General features: G+C 45.2%; 18 protein-coding genes. 8 read left to right on the forward strand and 10 right to left on the reverse strand.

Annotated elements, in window-relative coordinates:
* The first annotated feature begins 12 nt into the window (after positions 1-12).
* The gene (locus tag OQY15_RS00820; RefSeq protein ID WP_265786576.1) at positions 13-2,397 is read left to right on the forward strand and encodes a mechanosensitive ion channel domain-containing protein; all 2,385 of its coding nucleotides are present in this window, start codon (positions 13-15) and stop codon (positions 2,395-2,397) included.
* An 87-nt stretch (positions 2,398-2,484) separates the two neighbouring features.
* On the opposite strand, the gene OQY15_RS00825 is transcribed toward OQY15_RS00820, so the two are convergent.
* Positions 2,485-4,002: a PLP-dependent aminotransferase family protein gene (locus OQY15_RS00825; protein ID WP_265786578.1), complete on the reverse strand. Its 1,518-nt coding sequence runs from the start codon at positions 4,000-4,002 to the stop codon at positions 2,485-2,487.
* A 64-nt stretch (positions 4,003-4,066) separates the two neighbouring features.
* Between OQY15_RS00825 and OQY15_RS00830 the strand changes: the two genes are divergently transcribed.
* Genes OQY15_RS00830 through bioA form a run of 5 tightly spaced genes read left to right on the forward strand, consistent with a single transcriptional unit; the run spans position 4,067 to position 8,723 of the window.
* Positions 4,067-4,693 (forward strand): hypothetical protein, encoded by a 627-nt coding sequence (locus OQY15_RS00830; protein ID WP_265786580.1) that lies wholly within the window; start codon positions 4,067-4,069, stop codon positions 4,691-4,693.
* A gap of 3 nt (positions 4,694-4,696) precedes the next feature.
* The gene (locus tag OQY15_RS00835) at positions 4,697-5,839 is read left to right on the forward strand and encodes an 8-amino-7-oxononanoate synthase (protein WP_265786582.1); all 1,143 of its coding nucleotides are present in this window, start codon (positions 4,697-4,699) and stop codon (positions 5,837-5,839) included.
* Positions 5,829-6,446, forward strand: coding sequence for a dethiobiotin synthase (bioD, locus tag OQY15_RS00840; RefSeq protein WP_265786584.1), 618 nt, complete (start codon positions 5,829-5,831; stop codon positions 6,444-6,446). The genes OQY15_RS00835 and bioD overlap by 11 nt, the downstream gene beginning before the upstream one ends.
* A gap of 22 nt (positions 6,447-6,468) precedes the next feature.
* Positions 6,469-7,461 (forward strand): biotin synthase BioB, encoded by a 993-nt coding sequence (bioB, locus tag OQY15_RS00845; protein WP_265786587.1) that lies wholly within the window; start codon positions 6,469-6,471, stop codon positions 7,459-7,461.
* Complete coding sequence (gene bioA, locus OQY15_RS00850; protein ID WP_265786589.1) at positions 7,458-8,723, forward strand: adenosylmethionine--8-amino-7-oxononanoate transaminase; 1,266 nt, start codon at positions 7,458-7,460, stop codon at positions 8,721-8,723. Before bioB ends, bioA begins: the two co-directional genes overlap by 4 nt.
* Here the strand turns inward: bioA and OQY15_RS00855 are convergent.
* Positions 8,720-9,445, reverse strand: a complete 726-nt coding sequence (locus tag OQY15_RS00855; RefSeq protein ID WP_265786591.1) for a hypothetical protein — start codon at positions 9,443-9,445, stop codon at positions 8,720-8,722. The two genes, bioA and OQY15_RS00855, sit on opposite strands and share 4 nt — an antisense overlap.
* Before the next feature lie 210 nt (positions 9,446-9,655).
* Here OQY15_RS00855 and OQY15_RS00860 point away from each other — a divergent pair, with 210 nt between their 5' ends.
* Positions 9,656-9,883 (forward strand): hypothetical protein, encoded by a 228-nt coding sequence (locus OQY15_RS00860; protein WP_322973269.1) that lies wholly within the window; start codon positions 9,656-9,658, stop codon positions 9,881-9,883.
* Positions 9,884-9,987: 104 nt separating this feature from the next.
* Here OQY15_RS00860 and OQY15_RS00865 read toward each other — a convergent pair whose 3' ends face one another.
* Together OQY15_RS00865 and OQY15_RS00870 are read right to left on the reverse strand one after the other, a co-directional pair.
* Positions 9,988-10,833, reverse strand: coding sequence for a hypothetical protein (locus tag OQY15_RS00865; protein WP_265786593.1), 846 nt, complete (start codon positions 10,831-10,833; stop codon positions 9,988-9,990).
* Between the two features lie 56 nt (positions 10,834-10,889).
* On the reverse strand, positions 10,890-13,016 hold the full coding sequence (locus tag OQY15_RS00870) for a hypothetical protein (protein ID WP_265786595.1): 2,127 nt from the start codon (positions 13,014-13,016) through the stop codon (positions 10,890-10,892).
* 188 nt (positions 13,017-13,204) lie between these two features.
* On the opposite strand from OQY15_RS00870, the gene OQY15_RS00875 reads away from it, so the two are divergent.
* Entirely contained in the window at positions 13,205-14,536 is a 1,332-nt protein-coding gene (locus tag OQY15_RS00875; RefSeq protein WP_265786597.1) for a Gfo/Idh/MocA family oxidoreductase, read from the forward strand.
* Here OQY15_RS00875 and glgP read toward each other — a convergent pair.
* From glgP to OQY15_RS00905, 6 genes are all read right to left on the reverse strand, one after another.
* Entirely contained in the window at positions 14,526-16,181 is a 1,656-nt protein-coding gene (glgP, locus tag OQY15_RS00880; protein ID WP_265786599.1) for an alpha-glucan family phosphorylase, read from the reverse strand. The two genes, OQY15_RS00875 and glgP, sit on opposite strands and share 11 nt — an antisense overlap.
* 52 nt (positions 16,182-16,233) lie before the next feature.
* On the reverse strand, positions 16,234-18,483 hold the full coding sequence (locus OQY15_RS00885) for a GH92 family glycosyl hydrolase (RefSeq protein ID WP_265786601.1): 2,250 nt from the start codon (positions 18,481-18,483) through the stop codon (positions 16,234-16,236).
* A 78-nt stretch (positions 18,484-18,561) separates the two neighbouring features.
* The gene (locus tag OQY15_RS00890; RefSeq protein ID WP_265786603.1) at positions 18,562-19,497 is read right to left on the reverse strand and encodes a TIM barrel protein; all 936 of its coding nucleotides are present in this window, start codon (positions 19,495-19,497) and stop codon (positions 18,562-18,564) included.
* Positions 19,498-19,528: 31 nt separating this feature from the next.
* Positions 19,529-20,848, reverse strand: a complete 1,320-nt coding sequence (locus OQY15_RS00895) for a Gfo/Idh/MocA family oxidoreductase (RefSeq protein ID WP_265786605.1) — start codon at positions 20,846-20,848, stop codon at positions 19,529-19,531.
* A gap of 18 nt (positions 20,849-20,866) precedes the next feature.
* Positions 20,867-21,820 carry an SUMF1/EgtB/PvdO family nonheme iron enzyme gene (locus OQY15_RS00900; RefSeq protein ID WP_265786607.1) on the reverse strand — a complete coding sequence of 318 codons (954 nt, stop codon included), beginning with the start codon at positions 21,818-21,820 and terminating at the stop codon, positions 20,867-20,869.
* A 27-nt stretch (positions 21,821-21,847) separates the two neighbouring features.
* Positions 21,848-23,716, reverse strand: a complete 1,869-nt coding sequence (locus tag OQY15_RS00905; RefSeq protein ID WP_265786609.1) for a RagB/SusD family nutrient uptake outer membrane protein — start codon at positions 23,714-23,716, stop codon at positions 21,848-21,850.
* Positions 23,717-23,726: the final 10 nt, after the last annotated feature.

Raw genomic sequence — 23,726 nt, forward strand, 5'->3', positions numbered from 1 at the left:
GAAAAAGTTCAGATGAAGATCAAACACCCGATATTCCATTTATTCCGCAATTTTCTGCTGATCCTGGTGATCGGTGTTTGTTTCAACATCTCCTCGGCGGTAGCGCAACGCTCAAAAGCCCGGCAAAATCCTCCAGACAAATCAGCTGATGTCTCTTATCTGGCAGACTCTACATTGCTTACCAGAGGCGATTACCTCGCCCGTTTACAACGGGTATTCGAAGCGATCAACAAGGTAAAGGTTACTACTGCATCTTTTTATAAGACCCCTGCAATCTCCAAATACCTGACACAGGATGAAGCGGCTATCGCTTTAATTAAGGAGCGTCTTACACAGAACGACAGAACGCTCAACCTGCAAAACGTGCAGATGTACCAGACACTGCTTGATGAGCTGGAAAGCAGCAATGTAGAATGTCTTGCTGATCTCGACGATTACGAAAAGAAGCTGAATGAAGTGAAAACCGGAATACTGACGCTCAGAAAGGATACAGTTCTGGTCAAGATTTTTACGGTCGACTCACTCAGGAGGATCTTCAGACCTCAACTGCTCGAATTAAAGGGCAAAAAAGTAGAGATGGACAGTCTGATTAAAAGCAACACCAATCTGATCAACACATTGCAGGCCAGAACCTCTGCCAATATTATTAACGTTAAAGAATTACAGTACACAACGGATAACCAGCTCAAAGCTGTGGGCATCAAAGCTTTTGGCAAAGAAAGGCGATACCTCTGGGAGACGGTCAACCAGAAAGCGAATGGCAGCATGGGCTTCAGACGCTTTATGAAAAGCGAACAGGAGATTTCAAGATATTACTTTGTTTATACCAGAAGCGGCCGCGCAGGATTGATCCTGCTTGGTGCGGTCTTCTTTTTCTGGGTATTCTTTAACTTCAAAAGCCTGATCAACAGGGATAGGCTGGATGCTGTAGAATCTTTCAAATTTCTTTTTATCAGACCAAAGCCTTATCAGGTTTCACTCATATTTATTTTAACCCTGGCGCCAGTATTTGACCTGCTGGCACCGGCATTGTATATCGAAGGGGTACATGTGGCACTGGCATTAAGCCTGACCACCCTGCTCTATAAGAGGTTACCGCGGAGGGTTTTCTATCAGTGGTGTATCTTTGTGGTGCTGCTCATTGCTCCTGTGGTCCTGAGACTTCTGGGAATGCCACCACGTTATCAGCGCTGGAACCTGGTCATCTTTAGTATGGCTTCTACAGCGTTCGCCTTATTATCCTTTATTAAACTCAGGAATCAGGCAGGTCGGTACAGGATTTTTCTGCCTGTCGCCGTTATCTTTATTGTCTTTAATCTCTTATCGATCCTCTGCAATTTATTCGGCCGCTTTACACTCACACAGATATTTTATACGACTGCCTCCAGCGCTTTTCTGCATGCCGTATCACTGGTTATCCTTGTTGGGATGATTACGGAAGCTTTCCTCTTACAGATCAAGAGCAGTCGTATACGCAAGCATTATCCCGAGTATTTCGACTGGGAGCCAGTGGTGAAGAGCATCCGCGGACTGCTGAATATTATTGCATTTTTTATCTGGCTGAGCCTTTTCCTGGTGAATCTGAATATTTTTAATGAATTATATGATAGCCTGTTAACTGTCCTTACCGAAAAAAGAACTATAGGTACACTGGCATTTACATTTGGAGGTATTCTATTGTTCCTGCTGATCATCTGGACGGCAAACTTCCTGCAGAAATATATAGCCTACTTTTTTGGTGACACCGGAGACGATACCCTGGATGATAATAAGGGGGAGCGTTCAAAGCTGATCGTGACCAGGCTGATCCTGCTCATTGGAGGATTCCTGCTGGCAGTGGCTGCATCGGGACTACCAATTGATAAGATTACGGTTGTACTTGGAGCCCTTGGTGTGGGTATCGGTTTGGGACTTCAAAATATCGTCAGCAACTTCGTATCAGGTATCATTTTGATCTTTGATAAAACCTTGCGCATAGGCGATGTGGTGGAACTGAGCGACAAAAAGGGTCGGGTCAAGGAAATTGGCATCCGTGCCAGTACTTTGCTGACTGATGAGGGCGCAGAGATCATCATTCCCAATGGAAATATTTTGTCTAATAATATCATCAACTGGACGCTTACCAATAACCAGATGAGGATCACAATTTCCTTTACACTGGCTAAACCTTTTCTGAGACAGGATGTGGAGGATATCATTAAATCTGCCGTTACATCCAATGACAATATTTTGCAGAATAAGGAAGCCAGAATCATTATGGCGCCAGCGTCAAAAACAAGTATTAATGTAACAGTGTATTTCTGGTGTAAGGACATTTCAATGTCCGAAAGCACCCGTAGTACGGTCAATGCGATGATTTATGACGACTTGGAAGAAAAAGGAATTGATGTGCTGTGATAATGAATATATAAATTATGTAAATCTGTAAAGCGTGTTGATTTACAAATAGATATAATTATAATTTTATCAAATGATAAGTAGTGATTAACTGTCTTTTACAGCAAGGCTAAGTACATGCACAGCCTCTTCCAGCTCTGCTGTAGTCAGGTTTCCAAAACCCAGCCGCATCGCTGTAAAACTTTCATTCTGATAGAGGAGTTCCTGCGGCAGATAAAGATTTCGCTTCTGACATTTTTTGCTGATCCTCATGAGATTTAATCGTGGATTCCATTGCGTCCAAACCGACAGGCCACCTGGCGGTGACACAAAATTCAACTCCTCTCCCAGCTGCTTTTGCAATAAGCCTGTAAATACATCCCTTCGCTCCTGATAAATCTTCAGCGCTTTTTTCAGGTGCCGCTGAATCTCTCTTTCTTCCAGCAGCTCTGCCAAAGCCTGCTCCATCAGCATATCTCCCTGCCGGTCTACCAGCCGGCGTAGTTTAGCCATCTCCACAATCAGATTTTCCGGAGCTACCAGATAGCCCGAACGGAAACCCGGAGCGAGCGACTTGCAGAATGAACCAATATATACAACCATCCCATTCGTATCTGCACTGGCTAAGGGCAATACAGAGTTCCCGTTGTAATGAAAATCGTAATCGTAATCATCCTCCAGAATGATAAAACCATAGGTAGCAGCAAGTTGCAGCAACTCAGTACGCCTCTCGGCACTCAGCGTTACTGTGGTAGGATAATGATGATGTGGTGTAAGGTATAACATCCTGATAGATTTCTTTTTACAAAGCTCACGTATAGCTTCTACTGAGATACCCTCCTCGTCCACAGGTACAGAAATGATCTTACCTCCACATTGCTGAAAACACATGTTTGCCAGGTAATAGCTTAAATCTCCAACGATAACCAGATCTCCTGGTTCAATCAGTATACTGGAGGCCATATAGATACTCATATGTATTCCGCGCGTCGTTAAAATATTGTTTTTGTTGATATGAAGCCCGCGTGTATTATTGAGGTAAGAAGCCAGAGTTTCGCGAAAAAACTCATTTCCTTCAACATGCGAATAACCGAAGTGCCGGTAGTTGGTTTTACTTTTGAGAATTCCTCCATATACTTTAGAAAGCCTTTCAAGGGGTAACAGTCTGATATCAGGCAACCCGTCATTAAATTCAAGTCCGGATGTCGCAGTAACAGGAAGCACATCCAGTAAAATGCTTTGTTTAAAGGTGTAACCAGTTTTTGAGGGGTAGCTGTTCAGGAATTTTTCGTGGTCATCAGGGCCGCCTTCAGCGGTTTTACGCCGATAACTTTTCGGCTGTATTGCCGGCAATGGCACTTTATTGCGTACAAAGGTGCCCTTATTGGGCCTGATCTCTGTCCATCCCTGAGCATCCAGTTCATAATAAGCCGCAATAATGGTCTTGCGGTGTACCTCGAGGTCATCCGCAAGGCTCCTCGTGCCCGGGAGCTGTATGCCATCCAGCAGTACCCCCCGCTGAATCGCATTAATCATCTGATGGGCAATCTGCAGGTATACTGGTCTGTCCAGCGACTTATCAATGCGGATTACACTTTTAAAAGGAATATTAACCGGACTACTCATAAACTAAAAACTGGTACCATTAAACTATCCGGCAAGATAATACTTTTGGTCAAACATTATCACTATGGAACTGGAAGAACTACTCAATCATATCGTCGGCAATGATTACATACATGCTCGTTTTCTCAATACGCTGTCGCTGCAGGAAAATATCGGCGCACGTAAGATCTCAGCAAACGAACTGCCGGAAACATCAACATATATGGTCTTAAAACATGCCGCAGAAGAACACCGCCATGCTTTTTATCTGAAAAAACAAATCGGGAAGTTGAATACTGAAGCATGTCCTACTTATGAACCGCAGTATCTGCTGGCGCCCTACAGCAGCAAATATTACCTGAATAAACTGGATATGTCTACGAGTCGTTATCTGATGGAGCATATGAATCTGCGTGGTGCCAGGCTGAAATTTGCGGCATACCTGCTGGTAACCTATGCTATTGAAGTTCGTGCAGATCTGATCTATCCTGTTTATCAGGAAATACTCAGCAAAAATAGCAGTAAGGTGAGTGTGCGCTCGATCATTCTCGAAGAACAGGGTCACCTGGAAGAAATGATCGCCCAGCTGAGGACCTTTTCGGCTGACTGGGAATTTCATGCAAACAACATCATTTCTGTGGAGAAGAATCTCTACCAGAACTGGATCAATGACCTCGCGGCAGCGATTCAGGAGGAACACCAGCTATCCTGAGACATGTTGGAAAATCTCACAGACATACTAAACACCAAATTGAATGAGCGTACTGCTGCCGGAAACTTACGTAAGTTACAGCATGAAAACGCTTTATATGATTTTAGCTCAAATGATTATTTAGGTTTTGCAAGATCACCGGAACTCAAAGAAAGTATATCAGCGGAGCTGGAAAAACATCCTCTGACATTACTCGGTGCTACCGGATCACGCTTGCTCAGCGGGAATACGGCCTTTGCAGAACAACTGGAAAAAGAACTGGCAATTATACATCAGGCAGAAAATGGACTGATCTTCAATTCCGGTTATACAGCCAACCTCGCCCTGTTTTCCAGCGTACCGCAAAAAAACGATACGATCATTTACGATGAACTGATCCATGCATCAGTCATAGACGGCTCCAGGCTGAGTCTGGCAAAAAGACTAAAATTTAAACACAATGATCCCGAAGATCTGGAAAAAAAGATCAGGCTCAGCACAGGACAGTGTTTTGTGGCCGTTGAAAGTGTCTATTCAATGGAGGGCGACCTGGCCGATCTTCTGCAAATCGCTGCTGTGTGCAGAGATTTGAATGCACATCTGATCGTTGATGAAGCTCATGCCTTTGGCGTATGGGGCACCGGCTTAGTCGACCTGCTCAAACTTCATCAGCATGTATTTGCAAGGCTGGTTACTTTTGGAAAAGCACTTGGATTACATGGAGCAATCATTTTGGGTAGCAATTTATTAAAAGATTACCTCATCAACTTTGCCCGTCCTTTTATTTACAGTACAGCTACCCCTTTCAGTCAGCTGTTGGCCATAAAGATCGCTTATGAGCGACTTTTAAGCCGCCCGGAGGATCAGCTAAGACTTAGGGATAAGTCCTCGCTTCTGAAAGCGCATATGCCCTCCCAGGATAAACTCATCAGCAGTCTCAACCCTTCAGCCATCCAGTGCATATACCCCGGAGACAATGCAAGGGTCCTGCGCTTTGCTGCTAAGCTGCAAAAACAGGGCTTCGATGTAAGGGCCATACGCAGTCCTACAGTCCCTGCAGGGAAGGAAAGATTACGCATCTGCCTGCATCTCCACAATAGCGATGAAGAAATTCTGGCGCTTTGTGATCAATTTCATCAACTGACCCACACACATTATGCGAAATAAACCTCTATTTGTCACCGGCATAGGTACATCCGTAGGCAAAACTATAGTTTCGGCTGTACTCTGCGAGCAGCTGAAAGCAGATTACTGGAAACCTGTACAATCAGGGGATCTTGATCATTCAGATAGTGATCAGGTCAGGAGACTAATCAGTAACTGCCGTACCATTATTCATCCTGAAACCTTCAGACTGAACCTTGCGGCCTCGCCACATCAGTCGGCCAGACTGGAGGGAATTCAGATCAATCGGGATGCGTTTCATCTTCCTGTAACAGATCATCAGCTGCTGATCGAGGGTGCGGGAGGTTTGTTTGTACCCCTGGCTTCAGGATTTTTGATGTCAGATCTGATCACTCAGCTTGAAGCAGAGGTAGTGCTGGTTGTCAGGGATTATCTGGGCTGCATCAATCACACCTTACTGAGCCTTCATGCGCTGGCTACTTTACAGATTCCAATCAGACATCTGATACTCAACGGGAATTTCAATCCGGACACAAAAGCAATTATTCTTGAGCATATCCCAGCCGGTAGCAGTTGGAGTCAACTCCCGGAATTAGCCAGGCTGGATCAAGGATCAGTATCAAATTCTCCAATACAAATAGCTGGATAGACAATACATTAAAACCATTGATATGAACAATTACATTAAAAACGACTGGACCGTCCAGGAGATAGAAAACATTTACCATCAGCCCTTACTGGAGCTGGTATATCAGGCTGCAACAGTTCACAGGATGTACCATAAGCCGGATGAAGTGCAGGTTTGCACGCTGCTTTCCGTAAAGACCGGCGGATGTCCTGAGGATTGCTCTTATTGTGGACAGGCGGCGCGTTACCATACCGGGATCACCGTAAAATCGCTAATGTCAAAAGAAGATGTGGTAGCGATAGCGCAGCGCGCCAAGGACGCAGGATCTTCCCGTTTCTGCATGGCTGCGGCATGGCGCGAAGTTCGGGATAACCGTGACTTCGAAAACATTCTGCAGATGGTAGAAGGTGTAAACGACCTCGGACTTGAAGTATGCTGCACGCTGGGGATGCTCACAGAGAGTCAGGCCCAGCGTTTACAGGAAGCAGGTTTACATGCCTATAACCATAATCTGGATACTTCCAAAGAACATTATGAAGAGATCATCACTACAAGAACTTTCGACAACAGGCTGGATACACTCACCAATGTGCGTAAAGCAGGTATCACCGTATGTTCAGGGGGTATTATAGGTCTCGGGGAAACACATGCTGACCGGATCAACATGCTGCACACCCTGTCTACCTTACCAAAACATCCGGAATCAGTACCGGTAAATGCCCTGGCGCGTGTAAAAGGCACACCGCTGGCCGACCTGCCGAAGGTAGACTCATGGGAGATGGTGAGAATGATTGCTACTGCAAGAATTCTGATGCCACAATCAATGGTGAGGCTCAGTGCAGGACGTGCAGAGATGACTACAGAAGAGCAGTCATGGTGTTTCATGGCTGGGGCAAATTCGATATTTACGAGTGAAAGTGAAGAGCTGCTGGTTACACCAAACCCGCGACTGGATGACGACAGGAAAATGTTCAGCCTGCTGGGATTAAAACCTATGGTAAAGGAAAAATCATCACAAATCACAGCTAAGGCATGACTTTAACTAAAAGGGATGCTGAAGTCATTTGGCATCCTTACACACAACAACTTATGGCACGCCCACCCTTACCGGTAATACGTGCCGAAGGGGCGTCATTATATGATGAACACGATCGCCGCTACATTGATGCAGTATCCTCATGGTGGGTAACACTGCATGGACATTCACATCCTTACATCGTGCAGCGGGTTACTGAACAGCTGAAAAAACTTGATCAGGTCATCTTTGCCGGGTTCACACATGAGCCCGCGATTGAGTTGGCAGAGGCGCTGCTTAAAATTCTACCAAAACAGCAAAAGAAGGTCTTTTACACTGATAACGGATCAACGGCTGTAGAAGTGGCCTTAAAAATGTGCCTTCAATACTGGTATAACAAGGGACAACCCAGAAAGAAAGTCCTTGCCTTCAGCAACGGTTACCATGGTGACACTTTTGGCGCCATGTCTGTGAGCGGAAGAAGCGCCTGGACTGCTCCTTTTGATTCTTTTCTCTTCGAAGTGATCTTTATCGACACGCCGGCAGCACAAAACCTGGCTTCTCTAAAAGAAACCATATCGTCACACGCAGATGATCTGGCCTGCTTTATCTATGAGCCCCTGGTACAAGGTTCTGCAGGAATGCTGATGTGTGCTGCCGAAGACCTTGACCAGTTGCTCCAACATTGCAGGGATGAAGGTGTGCTGATGATTCAGGATGAAGTGTTCACGGGATTTGGCCGCACCGGGAAAAACTTTGCTGCTGATCACCTTGTGAACAAGCCGGATGTGATGTGTTTTTCCAAAGGGCTTACCGGAGGGACTATGCCGCTTGGCCTTACTACCTGCAGTACTGAAATTTATGAGGCGTTTCTATCAGAGGATAAGATGAAGACGCTTTTTCATGGCCATTCGTTTACAGCAAACCCACTGGCCTGTACAGCGGCGCTGGCCAGTATCGAACTTTTATTACAGGATGAAGCACAGGAGAATATCCGGCGTATCAGCAGCAGACATCAGCTGTTCTTAAAAGAGCTCATTGATCACCCCAGAGTTGCATCTGTGCGTCAGACCGGGACAATTATTGCCATAGAATGGAAAACCGAATCAGGAACTTCTTATTTTTCTGAATTGCGAAACCTGCTGTATGACTACTTTTTGGATAAAGGTATTCTGATGAGGCCCCTGGGCAATGTGATTTATATCCTGCCACCCTATTGTATCAGCAATGAAGATCTGGATACGATTTATGCAGAAATCAGGAAGGCTCTGGAAATATTTTAAAATTTCCTGCGCTCACCCAGGCCGGTTGCCCAGAATGGAAAAGTACTGAATTCGCATATAAAGTCAAAAAAATACTCTCTTGTTGGAACAATATCCACCCCATACATTTTACGGATGACGCTGAAGATACTTTGATCGTTGCGGTGTGAAATAAAATCTCTGCCCTGCGGTAAAGTTCTCAGCTCGTCTGTAAATAAAAACGGGTGAGCAGATGCTGTCTCAAACCAGGCATCCACCATCATGCAGCTATGCTGACATTTCCTCAGCATCACAATAGTAGCCATTAGCTGCCTGGATTTGATCACGTCTTCAGAGGAATTGAAATGATGAAACACCTCAAGCTTGGTATATTCACATTCTGTATGGGGCAGTTCAAATGCCAGAGCTCCGGTATCACAGGTCAATAAACGTTCAATATATCCGTCAAATCGCTTTTTTCCGCTTGAGTTCAGCACACAATTTGCACCGCAGTAAACCAGCACATCCCCTTCTTCCAGTCCATCCAGCGCCTTTTTTATAAAGTATGGTTTCCATAACCAAAACCCGCCGCCTTTACTGACATTCAGGGTTTCTCTCATTCTAGATGCAAATCCTTCATCAAAATCTTCCGGTGTAAAGATGGTCACTGCATCAAAAAATGCTGAAGAGACAGCTGCAGTTCTGAATACTTCTCTTTGCAATGCATACTTTTCACAGCCATAACTGATTAAATGTTTCTTCATGGGATTCGCAATTCACGGTCTGAAAATCCAGCATGATGAATTTTTTTATCAACGAATATATTGAGATAAAATACGCTAAAAAAACGCCAAATACCCTGTTTAATACACTTTAAAGCAGTAAACTGATTTAGCAATTAGAAGAATGAAATAAAATATTTTAAAATATTTGTGATAACACGGGTTACCTTTTCCGGATTAAGGCATTAACCTATGAACAAAACGTATCAAAAAAAAATAATTATGAAAAACGCATTCAAATTTGGCTTTTTAGCTTTAGCGATCTCTCTTTCAGTTGCAGCTTGTGGTGGTAACAAAGAAACTTCTTCTACTGACTCTACTACTACAACTGTAGATTCTACAATCACAACTGTTGATACTGCTGCTGCTGATTCAGCTGCAACAGACACTGTAGTAAAAGACACTACTGTAAAAATGTAAGTTTAACTACCTATATAAAAAAAGGGTCCGGAATTTTAAATTCCAGACCCTTTTTTTATTGCCTGCCACCGCCGCCGCCACCTGTCTCTTCGGCTTCAATATTATCATTTTAAAATTCCTGTATGAGCAGGATCAAAGATCAGCGGTTCTTCAACAAATGGAGCGATCAGCCATTCTTTATGATAAGAGGAGTATCGTGTGATCTGTAATTTTTGATCAACACTGCTGAAGAAGTATATTTTACTTACATAACGTAGCCTCTGCTGTGCAAACTCCTTCGTGTCCTCCAGAAATCCCAGATACGTGAATGACAAAACATTGGTAAACTCAATGTTATTCCGCAACATTGGCCGTAAATGATCTGCGATGAAATCAGTCTCTGAAGTAAGATTAGTTTTCTCGAACAAGTTTTCCCTGGTAGAAAGCACATGAAGTTCTCCAGGGCTCATCTTGTCGGAGAAAATGATCTTGCTGATCTGTCCGGTTTTCATATCAAAACTAAAGAGATTCGGCATCACGATATGGCTTAATCCCAGATAAAAAAATAGCTGATCATTTACCCTGCTAAATGTTGCAAATCCCTTCGGAGGGCCCCATATGCCTGTAGTCACCACCCGGTTGATTGGTGTCTCATTTTTCCTGAATTCTCTGGGACCACTAAACCGGTAATACTTTAAACTGATATAACCATAATTCTGATAGATAGCATATATAGTTTGATCATATAGAACTGCGCCACAAATCTTGAGATAATGCCCGCGATCTTTAGCTGCATCATCGGGAAATGGCGGTCGGTAATCTCTTATATTTTCAAGGATCAGACTATCATTTTTTTTGGTGTTATAAAGTATGGTCTGCCAGCTCAACTGTTTTCCAGGCTGCTCAATAAAATGCTGTTCTAAACGCAGCGTATCATTAAGCGTGGTTGTATATAAAACTTCATTTGCCATGAGACTTGTGGGGATTAGAATAGAAAAAAATAAAATAAATTTTGGTACCATGCCGGTCAGGTTCTGAGTATAAAGTCAACCATTTGATCACCTGTCACTGTATTGTACTGATAACCCGGAGGAGCACCAGGTCCCTCATGTACATTTCTTTCAAACAAATTGATATACTTGTCACTATGTAAATTATCGAACAATCCATGAGCTCCATCCTTGACCGGTGCTGCCTGTAAAACGCCAGAGAATGCATTTTCGCTGTAATCGGTCAATAAATCTCTGTCACTGTCAAATGTAAAATCCGAACTGATTCCATACGAAGGGTCAAAATACGTTTTCGTTCCGTCGTTGTACTCAAATTCCGTAAATACATGATCCCAAAACAGGCTCAATGGACGGTCATTGCCCTGCGCACGGCTGTCCAGTGGCTGCGGTGGCATAGGATCATTGATGCGCCAGTTTTTTACTAAAAATACGCAGGTCCGGAACTCATCATAAAGCAGCGCGGATGGAGGCAGAAAGGCATCAGGGAACGTATATTTTCTTCCTCTTAATACGCGTGTACCAGTCCCTGAAGAAACCAATTCGTTCTTTACATCTGTGACATTTATATCCCAGTCATGCCCTGTAAAGCTGGTACCGGAAACCTTATATGTCTTCGAATATGGATCAGAGCTGATGGGAGAATAGGCGGAGGCCTGCATTTCTGTCACTATCGCCAAAGGATTAATTGAATCAATTCCCTGTGCGTAGATAATGTGAGACAGTAAACCTTCCCATTCCCCGCAGCGTCCTTCTCCGTAGCGCAGCAGCGCACGTGCACCTCTGAATGGAGGCACCGAATCTACCCGGAATTTGCCTCTCCAGTATCCCAGATAAATACCGGCTGATAAGGGATCACGCTTCCTTCGTAACATCAGGTTGGTAAAAGCAGCAAAGATGTTGGAGATAATATCCCATTCATTCTGATCAGAGGAATTCAGGGCATTGCCGCGACCCGCTGCTTTGCTGCATCCCAGAAATAAGATACTCTCAGGTATATAATATTTCCCCCCTGTTCTTAAGCATTTAATCAGCATACTTTCCTTACAATAAAGATCATCAGGATCCCGTTCAAAATGTGTAAGTACCAGTGGTTCCTTCCAGGTGATATATACTTCATTTGTTGATGTCCCTGCCCATTGATATTCACTCTGTTCGGGCAGGAAATACTCAAATTTGAGCTCCAGGTGTTCAATATATCCCACAAGTTCCTGATAGGGAGTGTTTGAGGCCCTAAAAGTAATTTCAAATTCTCCCGAAGTTTGTCCGTACTCGGCAGAAAATTTGAATGTCAGATTTTCCGCAGGCTCAATCCTGATCAATGGATTGCCGGATAAAGTTTTGCCTTCATCCACTTTGAATGTTGCCGTAAGCCTCAGCGTTTTATCACCAGATATAGCTAAGGGCAAAAATTCTGGTTTGTCCAGGTCTTGTGGATCAGTCCGCTCCAGCAGCCAATGATAATAATCCCCATCATTTAAGATGTAGAATCTTTTGTAATCGGCATCCCCCTCAACTACATCAGAACATACATCAAATTTGGTGTCAAATTTCAGTTTAGTCAATTTTAGCAGTCCACCCGGCAGTTTTTTGATGGGCTTGATAGCTTTACTCACGCCCGTAGTGACCTTTCCCTTTCTGGGGCCGGCATATTTTAATCCAGGTACTCCTGAAGGTATCGGGGGCAGCGGTATGCTTGGCGGCGGGCCCGGCATCGGGGGTATCGATGGAGGTCCCGATGTGGGAACGGCAGGAAAATGTGAAAGATTGACCGCCCCTCCACTTGAACTACTGTTTTCTGAACTGCGGGATGACGATCGGGCGTCATTACTATCAAAAGAGAACCGGCTTGACAGCTTAGCGTCCCCGGCAGTTGCGGTCCCTTCTGGTTTTGAACTTGGCCCGGCGGCCGGATCTGCTGTTGTATGATAATCGTTCAGTAAACCTCCTAGATAATTACTGCTGTCAGACCCGTTACTTATTGGCCTTTCAGGGACTACAGGTTGGGAATGATGTACAGGTGGAACGGTGCTGGGATGAACAGCAGATGGAGCTGCAGTAAAAGGATCTATAATATTTTCCAGGCGCGGTTTTCTTCTCCCTATCAGGGCTTTAAACAAAGAGCGTATTCTTCTGAATGTTTTCATCGTCTCTAAATCATGTAAATCCATAATTATCGAGAGCGCTGAATGGATCAGCACAAATTTAACTTACTCAGTTTAGCAGCATACCCCCTAATCCGGGTATATCTATAGTAATTTCCTGAGACTAATTTGATGAGTTAAAAAAAATATTTAGTAATTTACTTTAAGTATAAACCCGTAAAACAAACCACATGTTAAACCGTAGAAATTTCCTTAATTATGCCGCCAAAGCTGTGGGTACTACTGCCCTCTTATCTGCCCTCGACAATCCCGCTTATGCGCTATATCAGCAAACTTTTGGTGCCAATGACACCATTAATATTGGCGTGATCGGCCTGAAGGGAATGGGATGGTCAGATCTCAAAGCAGCCCTCAAAGTACCAGGTGTAAAACTGATTGCCCTGTGTGACAGTGATGCTAATGTCCTTGATGAGAGAATGGCAGAACTCACAGCGCTAAAAGTAGATGCAGCAAAAGTAAAGAAGTATAAGGACTACCGTTCACTACTGGATAATAAAGATATTGATGCCGTCATCATTGGAACACCAGATCATTGGCATGCACTGATGATGATCCATGCCGTACAGGCCGGCAAAGATGTGTATGTAGAGAAACCAGTAGGCAATTCAATCATTGAATGCAGTACGATGGTTGCTGCTCAGGAAAAGTACAATAAAGTAGTACAGGCAGGACAATGGCAGCGCAGCCAGCAGCATTTTAAAGATGCCGTAGATTTTGTAAAAACAGGACAGCTTGGAAATATCAGAACGGTTAAGGTCTGGTGTTACCAGGGATGGATGAAACCCGCTCCTGTCGTTGCAGACACCTTGCCTCCTGCAGGTGTAGATTATGCCATGTGGCTTGGCCCTGCCAGCAAAAGAGCTTTCAATGCAAGCAGGTATCACTTTAACTTCCGCTGGTTCTGGGATTATGCTGGTGGCCTGATGACCGACTGGGGGGTACATTTATTGGACTACGGATTATTGGGTATGGATTCTCCCGTTCCTAAAACGATTTCTGCACTCGGTGGGCGTTTCGCTTATCCTGATCTGTACGAAGAAACACCAGATACGCTGACCACCCTGTACGAGTTTGATAAATTTAATATGGTTTGGGATTCCGCAATGGGAATCGACAATGGTTCGTACAACCGCAATCATGGAATCGCTTATATTGGCAACAACGGCACCCTCATCCTGAACAGACAGGGCTGGGAAGTTATCGAGGAAAAGGCAAGTGGACAAAAAGTAAGCAAACCTTTCGTGAAATCATCTGACAATGGGCTGGACATGCATATGATCAATTTCTTTAAGGTGGTCAGATCCCGCAAAAAGGAAGAACTCAACTGCTCCATCCAGGCTGCTGCGCATGTTGCTACAGTAGCACAGATGGGTAATCTGGCTTTCCGCAGCGGTCAGAAATTATCCTGGGACAATTCGAAACACCAGTTTACAGACCAGCAGGTCAACGATCAGTACCTGCTGGCCAAATATCATAACGGCTATAGTTTGCCTAAAGTGTAGTGTACATTTTTTCGTAATATTCTGCAGCCATCCTGCCTGATTCAAACTCAGGCTCCACATCGGCTGCAGAATTTTTGAGGATGGATAGCCACTGCGCCTGATCCTGCGTATACATCGGCAAAATAGTATTGCTGATCAGATCCATCAGGTTTTTGTTTTCAGCAACATCTATGGCCCTCTCGTCATCCCTTTCCGTCGCTGCGCTGATCAGGAAACAATTCTTGGTGTCCCTGGCAAACTCCGGCACCCAACCGTCAGGCAGGGATAAATTTATACTTCCGTTCATCGCAGCAGTCATTCCGCTGGTGCCTGAAGCTTCACGGTACATTTTAGGATTGTTTAACCACAGGTCAGAACCTTTTTTCAGCAGCGCTGAAAGCCCAAGTTCATAACCCGTGAGCACAGCACAATTGGCAAAAGGTTTGGCGCGTGTAATGATATCATTAAAAAGTTTGTTGGCACCAGTGTCTTCAGGATAGGGTTTTCCAGCCCAGATAAATTGTACAGGCAGTTCCTTGTTGCTGACGAGCGATAAAAAGCGATCCCAGTCGTACATCACCAGATCTGCCCTTTTGTATCCTGCAAAACGTCTTGCCCATACGATAGTCAGTACATCCTCGTCAAAGACCTTCCCGCACTGGTCGGCCACCACTTTAAATAATTCCTTCTTTAACTCTTTCTTCCGTTGTACAATCACCTGATCATTGCCTTCGCGTATCGCCTGTGCAATTTCCTGGTCTTTCCAGTAGGCCGCGTTCTGCGCATTTGTGATGGAAGTAATTTCTGGTATCCCCTCATTCTCACCCCACATCTCTCTTGCCACCTCTCCATGCAATTTGGAAACACCGTTTGCTTTTCCTGAGAATTTCAGCGCACCCAGGGTATAGCTAAACATTTCGCCTTCCATGTTCAGGATATGTTTTACTTCATGGTCCTGCAAATGGTAAAAGAAAGACATCTTTTTGAGCAGAGTATATTCATGTTCTTCATTTCCTGCCATCTCGGGAGTGTGAGTGGTAAATACTACACGTTTTCTGATCTCGTCCAGGTTTTTATATTTCGCATACAGGTAAAAGTTAAGAGATACCGAATGTCCTTCATTCATGTGATATACATCCGGTTCCATATTCAGCTGATCAAGCAGCATCGCCCCGCCTATACCCAGGATAATACTCTGGGCAATCCGGGTAGCTTCGTTGGGATCATATAGCCGGTGCGTAATCGTACGTGATATTTCATCATTTTCCGGAAGATCCGTACTGAGTAAAAACAGCGGCGCAGATCCAAAGGTCTCCGGCTTCAGCAAATATGCTTTCACCATTACCGGGGTATCGTGAATGGGAACGCTAAAAGTGATACCAGTGTCCTGCAAAAAGGAATATTCCTTTTCTACAAACGATGGCACCATCAGGCCATCCCTGTCTCTGGTCTGATCGTAATAACCGTATTTCCAGAGCATCCCAATGCCGAGGATATTCTGTTTGAGCTCATAGGCGCTTCTGAAATGTGATCCTGCAAGGAAACCAAGACCTCCACTATATATTTTCAGTGCCTGGTCAATAGCGAACTCCATCGAGAAGTAAGCAACGGAAGTAGTATATTTTGTATCGGGCGTATAACCAAAAATTTCGTCTCTTGTTAACATAAATAATTGAAAATGTATGAATTGCTAACCTGACAAATTTGAAGCCACAATACTAATGTCCCCAGCTTTTGTCCGGCTTGTCCTGTAGTTCCACCTCAATCCTGCCGCCCTGCATCAGCCTTTCATAAGTCAGATAATTTAGCTTGTACTCCTTGCCATTCCATTTCATCCCGGATATATATCCGGAGTTTTTAGATTCTTTACGCGTAATCAGCTGGAGCGTTCTGCCACCGGGTAAGGTGATCGTAATCCTGTCAAATAAAGGCGCTGTGAATGTATAATCGTTAGATACCGGATCTACAGGGTAAAAACCAAGCGAGGCAAATACATACCAGGCAGACATCTGGCCGGCGTCATCGTTGCCGCTCAAACCTCCCGGACCATCGCTGTATTCATCTGCCAGGATCTCTTTCACACGCAGGTGAGTTTTCCATGGCGAAGCCGTAAAATTATACATAAACGGGATCTGGTGACCAGGTTCATTGCCATGCCAGTACTCATGTTTATCAAAGAGCTGGTCCAGAGCTCGCTCCAGTTCCGCTTTTCCACCCATTAGATTACTCAAACCAGCAACATCCTGCGGTACATAAAAAGTATATTGCTGTGGGGTACCTTCGGTTATATAAGGTTCCTTGGTATTGCCTTTAAAAGGATTATACCAGCTTTTATCCGTATACCTGCCACGCATCATATTCACTTCCGGATCAAAAACGTTTTTGTAGTTTTTGCTGCGTGCCAGTAAGGTCTGGTAATCAGCGGTTTTACCCATGCCTTTTGCCACCATTGCCAGCGCATAATCGTTATAGGCGTATTCTAGCGTGCGACTTACCTGTTCCTTCTTATGAAAAGCTTCCGGTACACTATCTTCCATGGGGATATAACCGTATTTCAGATAAGAAGTAAGCGCCCTTCTGCCCTTTCCGTTCACATAGTCTTCCATACCTGGGGTATCAAATGCATTTTGACGCATCAGGCGATAGGCTTCCTTCACATCATAATCGCGGATACCCTTGGTGTATGCTGAAGCGATAAAAGAGGTACCATGATCTCCCACCATTGCAGCCGTGTAACTATTCCAGCAGGGAAATATGGGCAGCCATCCACCCTGTTTTCCCTTCAGGATCATCGATTGCACACAGTCGTTAATTAATCCTGGCTGCAGCAGTTCAAAAAGCGGTAGCTGGGCACGGTAGATGTCCCACATGGAGAAATCATCATAGTAATTGCCTTTGTTAATCTTTTTCAGCTGGTAATCTCCTGCAAATTGCGGATAAGTACCATCAATATCATTGAACAGACGTGGATGCTGCATGGTATGGTACAGCGAAGTGTAAAATATACGTTTGTCTTTCAACACCGGAGTCTCCACCTGGATCTGTCCGAGTGCTTTTTGCCATACCTGCTTATTCTTCGCTACCAGTGCTTCAAAGTCCCAGTTGCTGATTTCAGCCTCCAGGTTGGCGCGCGCACCTTCAAGGCTGCTGAACGACGTGCCAATCCTTATCCGGAGCTGCTCACCCTTGCTCAGTTTAAACCCCAGATAGGCGCCAATGTCTTTACGGTTTTTAACTGTGGATGCAGACAAAATTGTATCTCCGCTAAAAGTTCCGCTGGTTCCGGCAGGCTTGTCTACCTTGATATAAAAATACCCGCTGAATCCTGCAGGTTTTCCCCAGCCCTGGTAGATGCGGTGTGCGGGGTTGTAGCCCCAAACCTCTCCTTTTTTAAGATCAACTTTGATATATCCTTTGGCCTGATCACTGTTGGGCATAATCAGCAGATACATGCTGTCGGCCTTAGCGGCAGTAAACTGCATCATACCAGACCTCAGTGTCGAAGTAAATTCTGCATTCAGCTGATATGCCGGTAAACTGACTTTATAATAATGTGGGGCTGTTACCTCATCCTGATGCGAGAACTTGGTCCCGTATTGCTCTGCCGTAGTTTTCAGGCTTCCGGTGATAGGCATTACGGTAAAACTCCCATAGTCCTGCGTGCAGGAGCCACTCAACCAGTGAGTGGCCCTGAAACCATTGATTACGTTATCCTGATAAAAATATGGCGGTTGGCATTTCGTTTCCGACAGACGTGTCTGTGGCGTAAACTGAGTCATACCAAAAGGTAAACCCACCGCCGGGATGGTATTGGCATTCAGTTCTGTACCGCCTCCATGTTTGAGAGAAGCCGCAGTTGTACTGGCAGCTGTGCCTGCTAAAGGCTGTACATATTGAACAACATCCTGCGCATAGGCGCTAAAGTTTAGGAGAGCGGCAGATATTGCTGCCAGATATTTGGTTTTCAAATGATATAGGGCTGAGAATGCTAATATAGAATCTAAAATTAGATTTTTATAAAATTATTCAGCTAAAACCTATTACCACTATAAAAAATCATCAGTTTCACGGTATGCTTTGATTACCCTGAGTTCGCCTTCCTTACCTTTCAGGGAGTTGCCATGTTCCATTCCCATTACCCCTTTATAGCCTTTTTGATGCAGGTGTTTAAAAATATTTCTGTAATTAATTTCGCCCGTTGTAGGTTCCTTTCTGCCGGGGTTATCCCCAATCTGTATATAGGCAATCTCTTCCCAGCATCTGTCGATATTCACCAGCAGGTCACCTTCTGTCCGCTGCATATGATAAATGTCGTAGAGGATCTTGCAGGATGGACTGTTCACTGCCTTACAGAGGCTATAGGTTTCATGTGTATGCTGAAGAAATAGGTCAGGTGTATCACTTAGCGTTTCCAGTACCATTATCAGTCCATGAGGTTCAAAAACCTCCGCCCCGGCACGCATCGCATCCATCACATTAGCCATCTGCACTCCATAAGGCAGCTTCCGTTCATAAAATCCAGGCACTACCGTCAGCCATTTGGCATTACAGCGTTTTGCCGCTTCAACCGAACGTTTACAAGTGTCTACAAAATGATCCTTAAACTCCTTTTTTCCCGTTGTGAGAGAAGTCTTCCAGTTGTCGCCTCCATCCACCACAAACACCCCCATTCTCATAGCCAGTTTTTCCAGCAGCTTGCCAATCCTGTTCTGCTCATCCAGAGGTCTTGCCAGAAATCCATTGTCCTCTATAGAGCGGAAACCCTGATCATACATAAACTGGATCTGGTCTGTGAAGCTTTTACCGGCATGGCTGGCAAACATCCCTTCATGCGGGGCATAATCGAGGTTAAAGGTCTTTCCCGGTGCAGATGCCGGCTCCCTGTTAATGCCGGCATTGGAAGCCATAACATTTAACGATGAGCCGGCAAGCAGCGTCCCTGTAGCCAGTAAACTATTTTTTATAAAGTCTGTTCTGTTCATATTGTTAATATCTGGTGCAGGCTAATTTACATTAAATTACCTTAGTTTTCCCTGGCATCGGAACGGGATACAAACCATTTTCATCCGGTAACAACTTTGGCTGCGCCGTCCAGCTCAACTGATCCGGCATCAGACTGTTGTCGGCCTTCAATGCCTCATCCCACTTAATTGTCTGTCCGGAATAAGTCGCATAGCGGCCAATTATCGCGGTAAAACAACTCTTGGCAGCGCGTTCCGCATCCCAGAACTTATACTGTCCTTTGCTGATTGCCGCAAACAGTTCATCATGCTCCGTCTGGTAAGGGTTCGCATTTCCTTTGGAAGGATGACGGTACAGTTCCTTACCTGCATGGTCCCACAAAACACCCTGGTTGCCACCCGATAAGAACACTTTACCTTTTGTTCCCTGGAAGCTCTCATCCACCCTGTTGGCGGTGCCTTCAAAATGCCTGCACTGGCTGTGTATCACAGATCCATCAGCATAAGTTAATTCTACCGAATGGTTATCATAGATCTCACCATAATCTTTTCCAGTTCTCCAAGCCCTGCTGCCGGTTCCCTGCACAGATACAGGGTATGAGCCTTTTACCCAGTTGGCAATATCTATGTTATGAACATGCTGTTCTACTATATGGTCACCACAAAGCCAGTTAAAATAGTACCAGTTGCGCATCTGGTATTCCATTTCCGTCTGACTCGCCTGGCGTTTCTTTACCCATACACCACCACTGTTCCAGTAGACCTGTCCGGCAAAGACTTCCCCGATCGCTCCGTCTTCAATACGTTTTAAGGCCTCCCTGTAATTTGTCTGGTAACGGCGCTGCAGTCCCACCACCACATTCAGCTTTTTCTGCTTTGCAATTTCTGCGGCAGCAAGCACCCTCCTGATCCCTGGCGCATCCACTGCTACAGGTTTCTCCATAAAAATATGCTTACCCTGTTTCACAGCTTCCTCAAAATGCATCGGCCTGAAACCCGGAGGTGTAGTCAGCAGTACCACATCTGCCAGCGCAATCGCTTTCTGATAAGCGTCAAAACCTGTGAACTGGCGGTCTTTTGGTACATCTACCTTATTTTTAAATTTTTCCGAAAGCGCTTTGTAACTGCCGTCAAGACGGTCTTGAAAAGCATCGGCCATGGCCACAAGTTTCACATTTGCAGTAGTGCTCAGCGCCTGAAAAGCCGCCCCGGTACCACGGTCACCACAGCCAATCAAAGCTATTCTGATCGTATCGTCGGCAGAGGAATGTCCTCCGGCAAAAGCAAATTGGTTTAAAAGCATCCCCCCTGCAAGTAAGGCAGAGGTCTTGATAAATTCACGTCGCTTGTCGTTAAGATTTTCAGTATTCATATCATTGAGTTTATAAGGTTAATAATCTGGGATGACCGGCTGGTCATAGTAGACATCTATTTCCGCTTTCGCAGGCGTCTTTGCCGGCCTTACCAGACGCATTCCGATGAACGGTGCTTCAGGGAACCACCAGTTGCTTTTCGGGATTTGCGGATCCAGCTGTTTCCAGGCAGGGTCTGATGCCAGACGTGCTGCAGAACGGAGATCTTTCGCTTCGTCATCGTAACTGCCACCGCGGATCACATGAGCATATAGTTTCTCTGAAGGAGCTACAGGATTGAGGACAGCAGCCTTCGACTGCGCGTAAAATTCAGCCGAGTATTGATCATACGTCCATTCGGCAACATTTCCATACAAATCAAAAATTCCCCATTGGTTAGGTTTCTTTTTTCCTGTTTCATGAGTTTTGCCTTCACTGTTTGCCTTATACCAGGCATAATCGCCCAGTTTTGCGGCATCACCAAAAGCAAATTCATCTGTAGATCCGGCACGGCAGGCATACTCCCATTCCGCTTCAGTTGGAAGACGATAAAATACTCCTGTTCTGGCATATAACCACTTGCAATACTGAATGGCATTGTAATGCGTCATCGCCAGTGCGGGATGGTTTTCTTTGCCCATGCCAAAGGTCATATCCAGATAGGGTTTTGTAGGTCTTGTTACTGCATCAACCTCTGCCGGAATCTTTTCTGTACTATGGCTCAGCTCAAAATCTTTGTACAGAAAAGGCTCATACAAATCCCATGTCAGTTCAAACGTCGCCATCCAGAAAGCATCAAGCTTTACCGGATGTACCGGCTTTTCATCAGCTTTTCCTTTGGTACTGCCCATCTGGAATTCGCCTGCAGGAACAGCCTGCATCGTAAAACTCAGGGAAGTGCCTTTGATTTCCTGCCGATAAGACTCCAATTTCTGCTGTCCAGTACAGAAAAAGGAGTTTATCAGCAATGCGAACGTTAATATTTCTTTCATCTTCATATTTATGCCTAAAAGTTACGGTTAATATCCGGGATTTTGCTTCAGCTCTTTATTTCTGTTGATCTCATCACGGCTGAAAGGACGGAAATAAACCTTATCATCCCACCTGCGGTTTTCCTGTGCCGTTTCTGTAGTTGGTGTATAGGTATAATCATATACCGTCGGATCATATTTATACGGTGCCGACATAGTTTTTCCGGGTTTAAATTTACCCGTGATTTTGATATAGGTAGTCTTTCTGCCCAGCGTTTCGGGTGCAATCATCCAGCGGCGCGTGTCATGATAACGTTGTTCTTCATAGGCCATCTCTATGCGTCTTTCATGACGATACACATCCCTTAGGGCCGACTGAGAAGCGGCAGTCACAGCAGGCATTCCGGCTCTGAAACGGATACGGTTGAGCCAGAGTATGGCATTAGAAAGCTGGTTGAGCTCTATACTCGCCTCCACGTAGTTCAGCACTGCTTCGGTATATCTGAAAAATGGCCATGGCACAAACTGAGGCTGATTGGCATCAGCAATATTCGGGTCCGGATCAATAAATTTCTGCGTGTAATAACCTGTCCAGCTACCGTTCCAGTTTTCAATGGAGCTTCCACGGGTATCCAGCCCCTGAACAGTAATCACGTTGCTGCCTTCCTGCAGGTCGTAAGCACCGGTTTGTATTTGATTGGCCGGATCCACATTGCCAGACACCTTATCACGCGGTTTCCAGCCTGCACCATCATATAGAATCGTCGCGTAAAAACGGGGATCACGGTTCTGATACGGTGCAGCCTTTTGTGCTGCATTAGTCCAGCTAAAAGCTGAACCATCAGTCATTTCATAGTCGTCCACCAGCAGGCCGATCGGCGTATTTCCTGCCCAGTTGTGATAGCCATTAGGCCCGTTCGCTCGTCCATAACGCATATCGCTGAGGTCAATAAAGTACCTGCCCAGAATCAATTCTGAAGCTGCTGCGGCATCCACTCCCGGCGCTTTGCTGCCTCCCCCCATCGCAATACTTTTATAGTTTGCACGTCCATCTGCTGCGGATGCCGGGGCACCCAGGTTCAGCTTGTAGCCTAATCCGGCATCAATCACCGCTTTGGATGCATCAAGGGCGGCTCTCCAGCGTGCAGTACGGTCGCCACTCAGGTAACCCAGATATTCCGGATTGGCAAAACCGGAAATCACCGCCGACTTCGATTTTGCTGTCGGTACATCATGCAGATCACTCGCTGCATAGAGCAGCACACGCGATTTGAGAGCCATTGCAGCCAGTGAGGAGGTGCGACCTGAAGGGAGCGTCTTGCCCTGTAGTTTGGTAATAGCTTCATCGCAATCTTTCACGATCTGGGTAATACATTCTTCATAAGTTGATCGTTTCACTGAGAAGTTATCATCCAGCGCATAACTTTTTAGAATCAGTGGTACGCTGCCCATAAAACGCACCAGCTGCTGGTAATAATAAGCCCTGAGAAAATAGGCCTCGCCCAATAGCTGATCCCTGAGCTGCTCATTGCTGATCCCGTTTTCTGTTCCCGAAAGTTTTTCAATAGTGATATTGCAGGCGCGGATCCTGTTATACATGAGATTGTAACTCCAGGAATCATTTACCCAGCCCAATGTAGTGGGATTAATGGTACCCGCATTCACCAGGTCGATCCCCCTGTTGGGATGCGTAAATAACGATTCGTCTGAAACTGAAGACAGCATCTCTTCTGAGAAGCCTCCCAGGCTAAAGCCATTGTAAATATCTGTTACAAAAGCCTGAGCGAGTGCCGGATCATTCCATACGAGTTCAGACTCAATCTGATCGGGCGGCGTAACGGCAAGGAAATCCTTTTTACAACTCAGCACAGTCAGTATGACAATGATGAGGCAGAGGTAGTTATATTTCTTGTTCATCTCTTTATAC

Source organism: Pedobacter sp. MC2016-15, from assembly GCF_026239695.1.
Classification (GTDB): Bacteria; Bacteroidota; Bacteroidia; order Sphingobacteriales; family Sphingobacteriaceae; genus Pedobacter.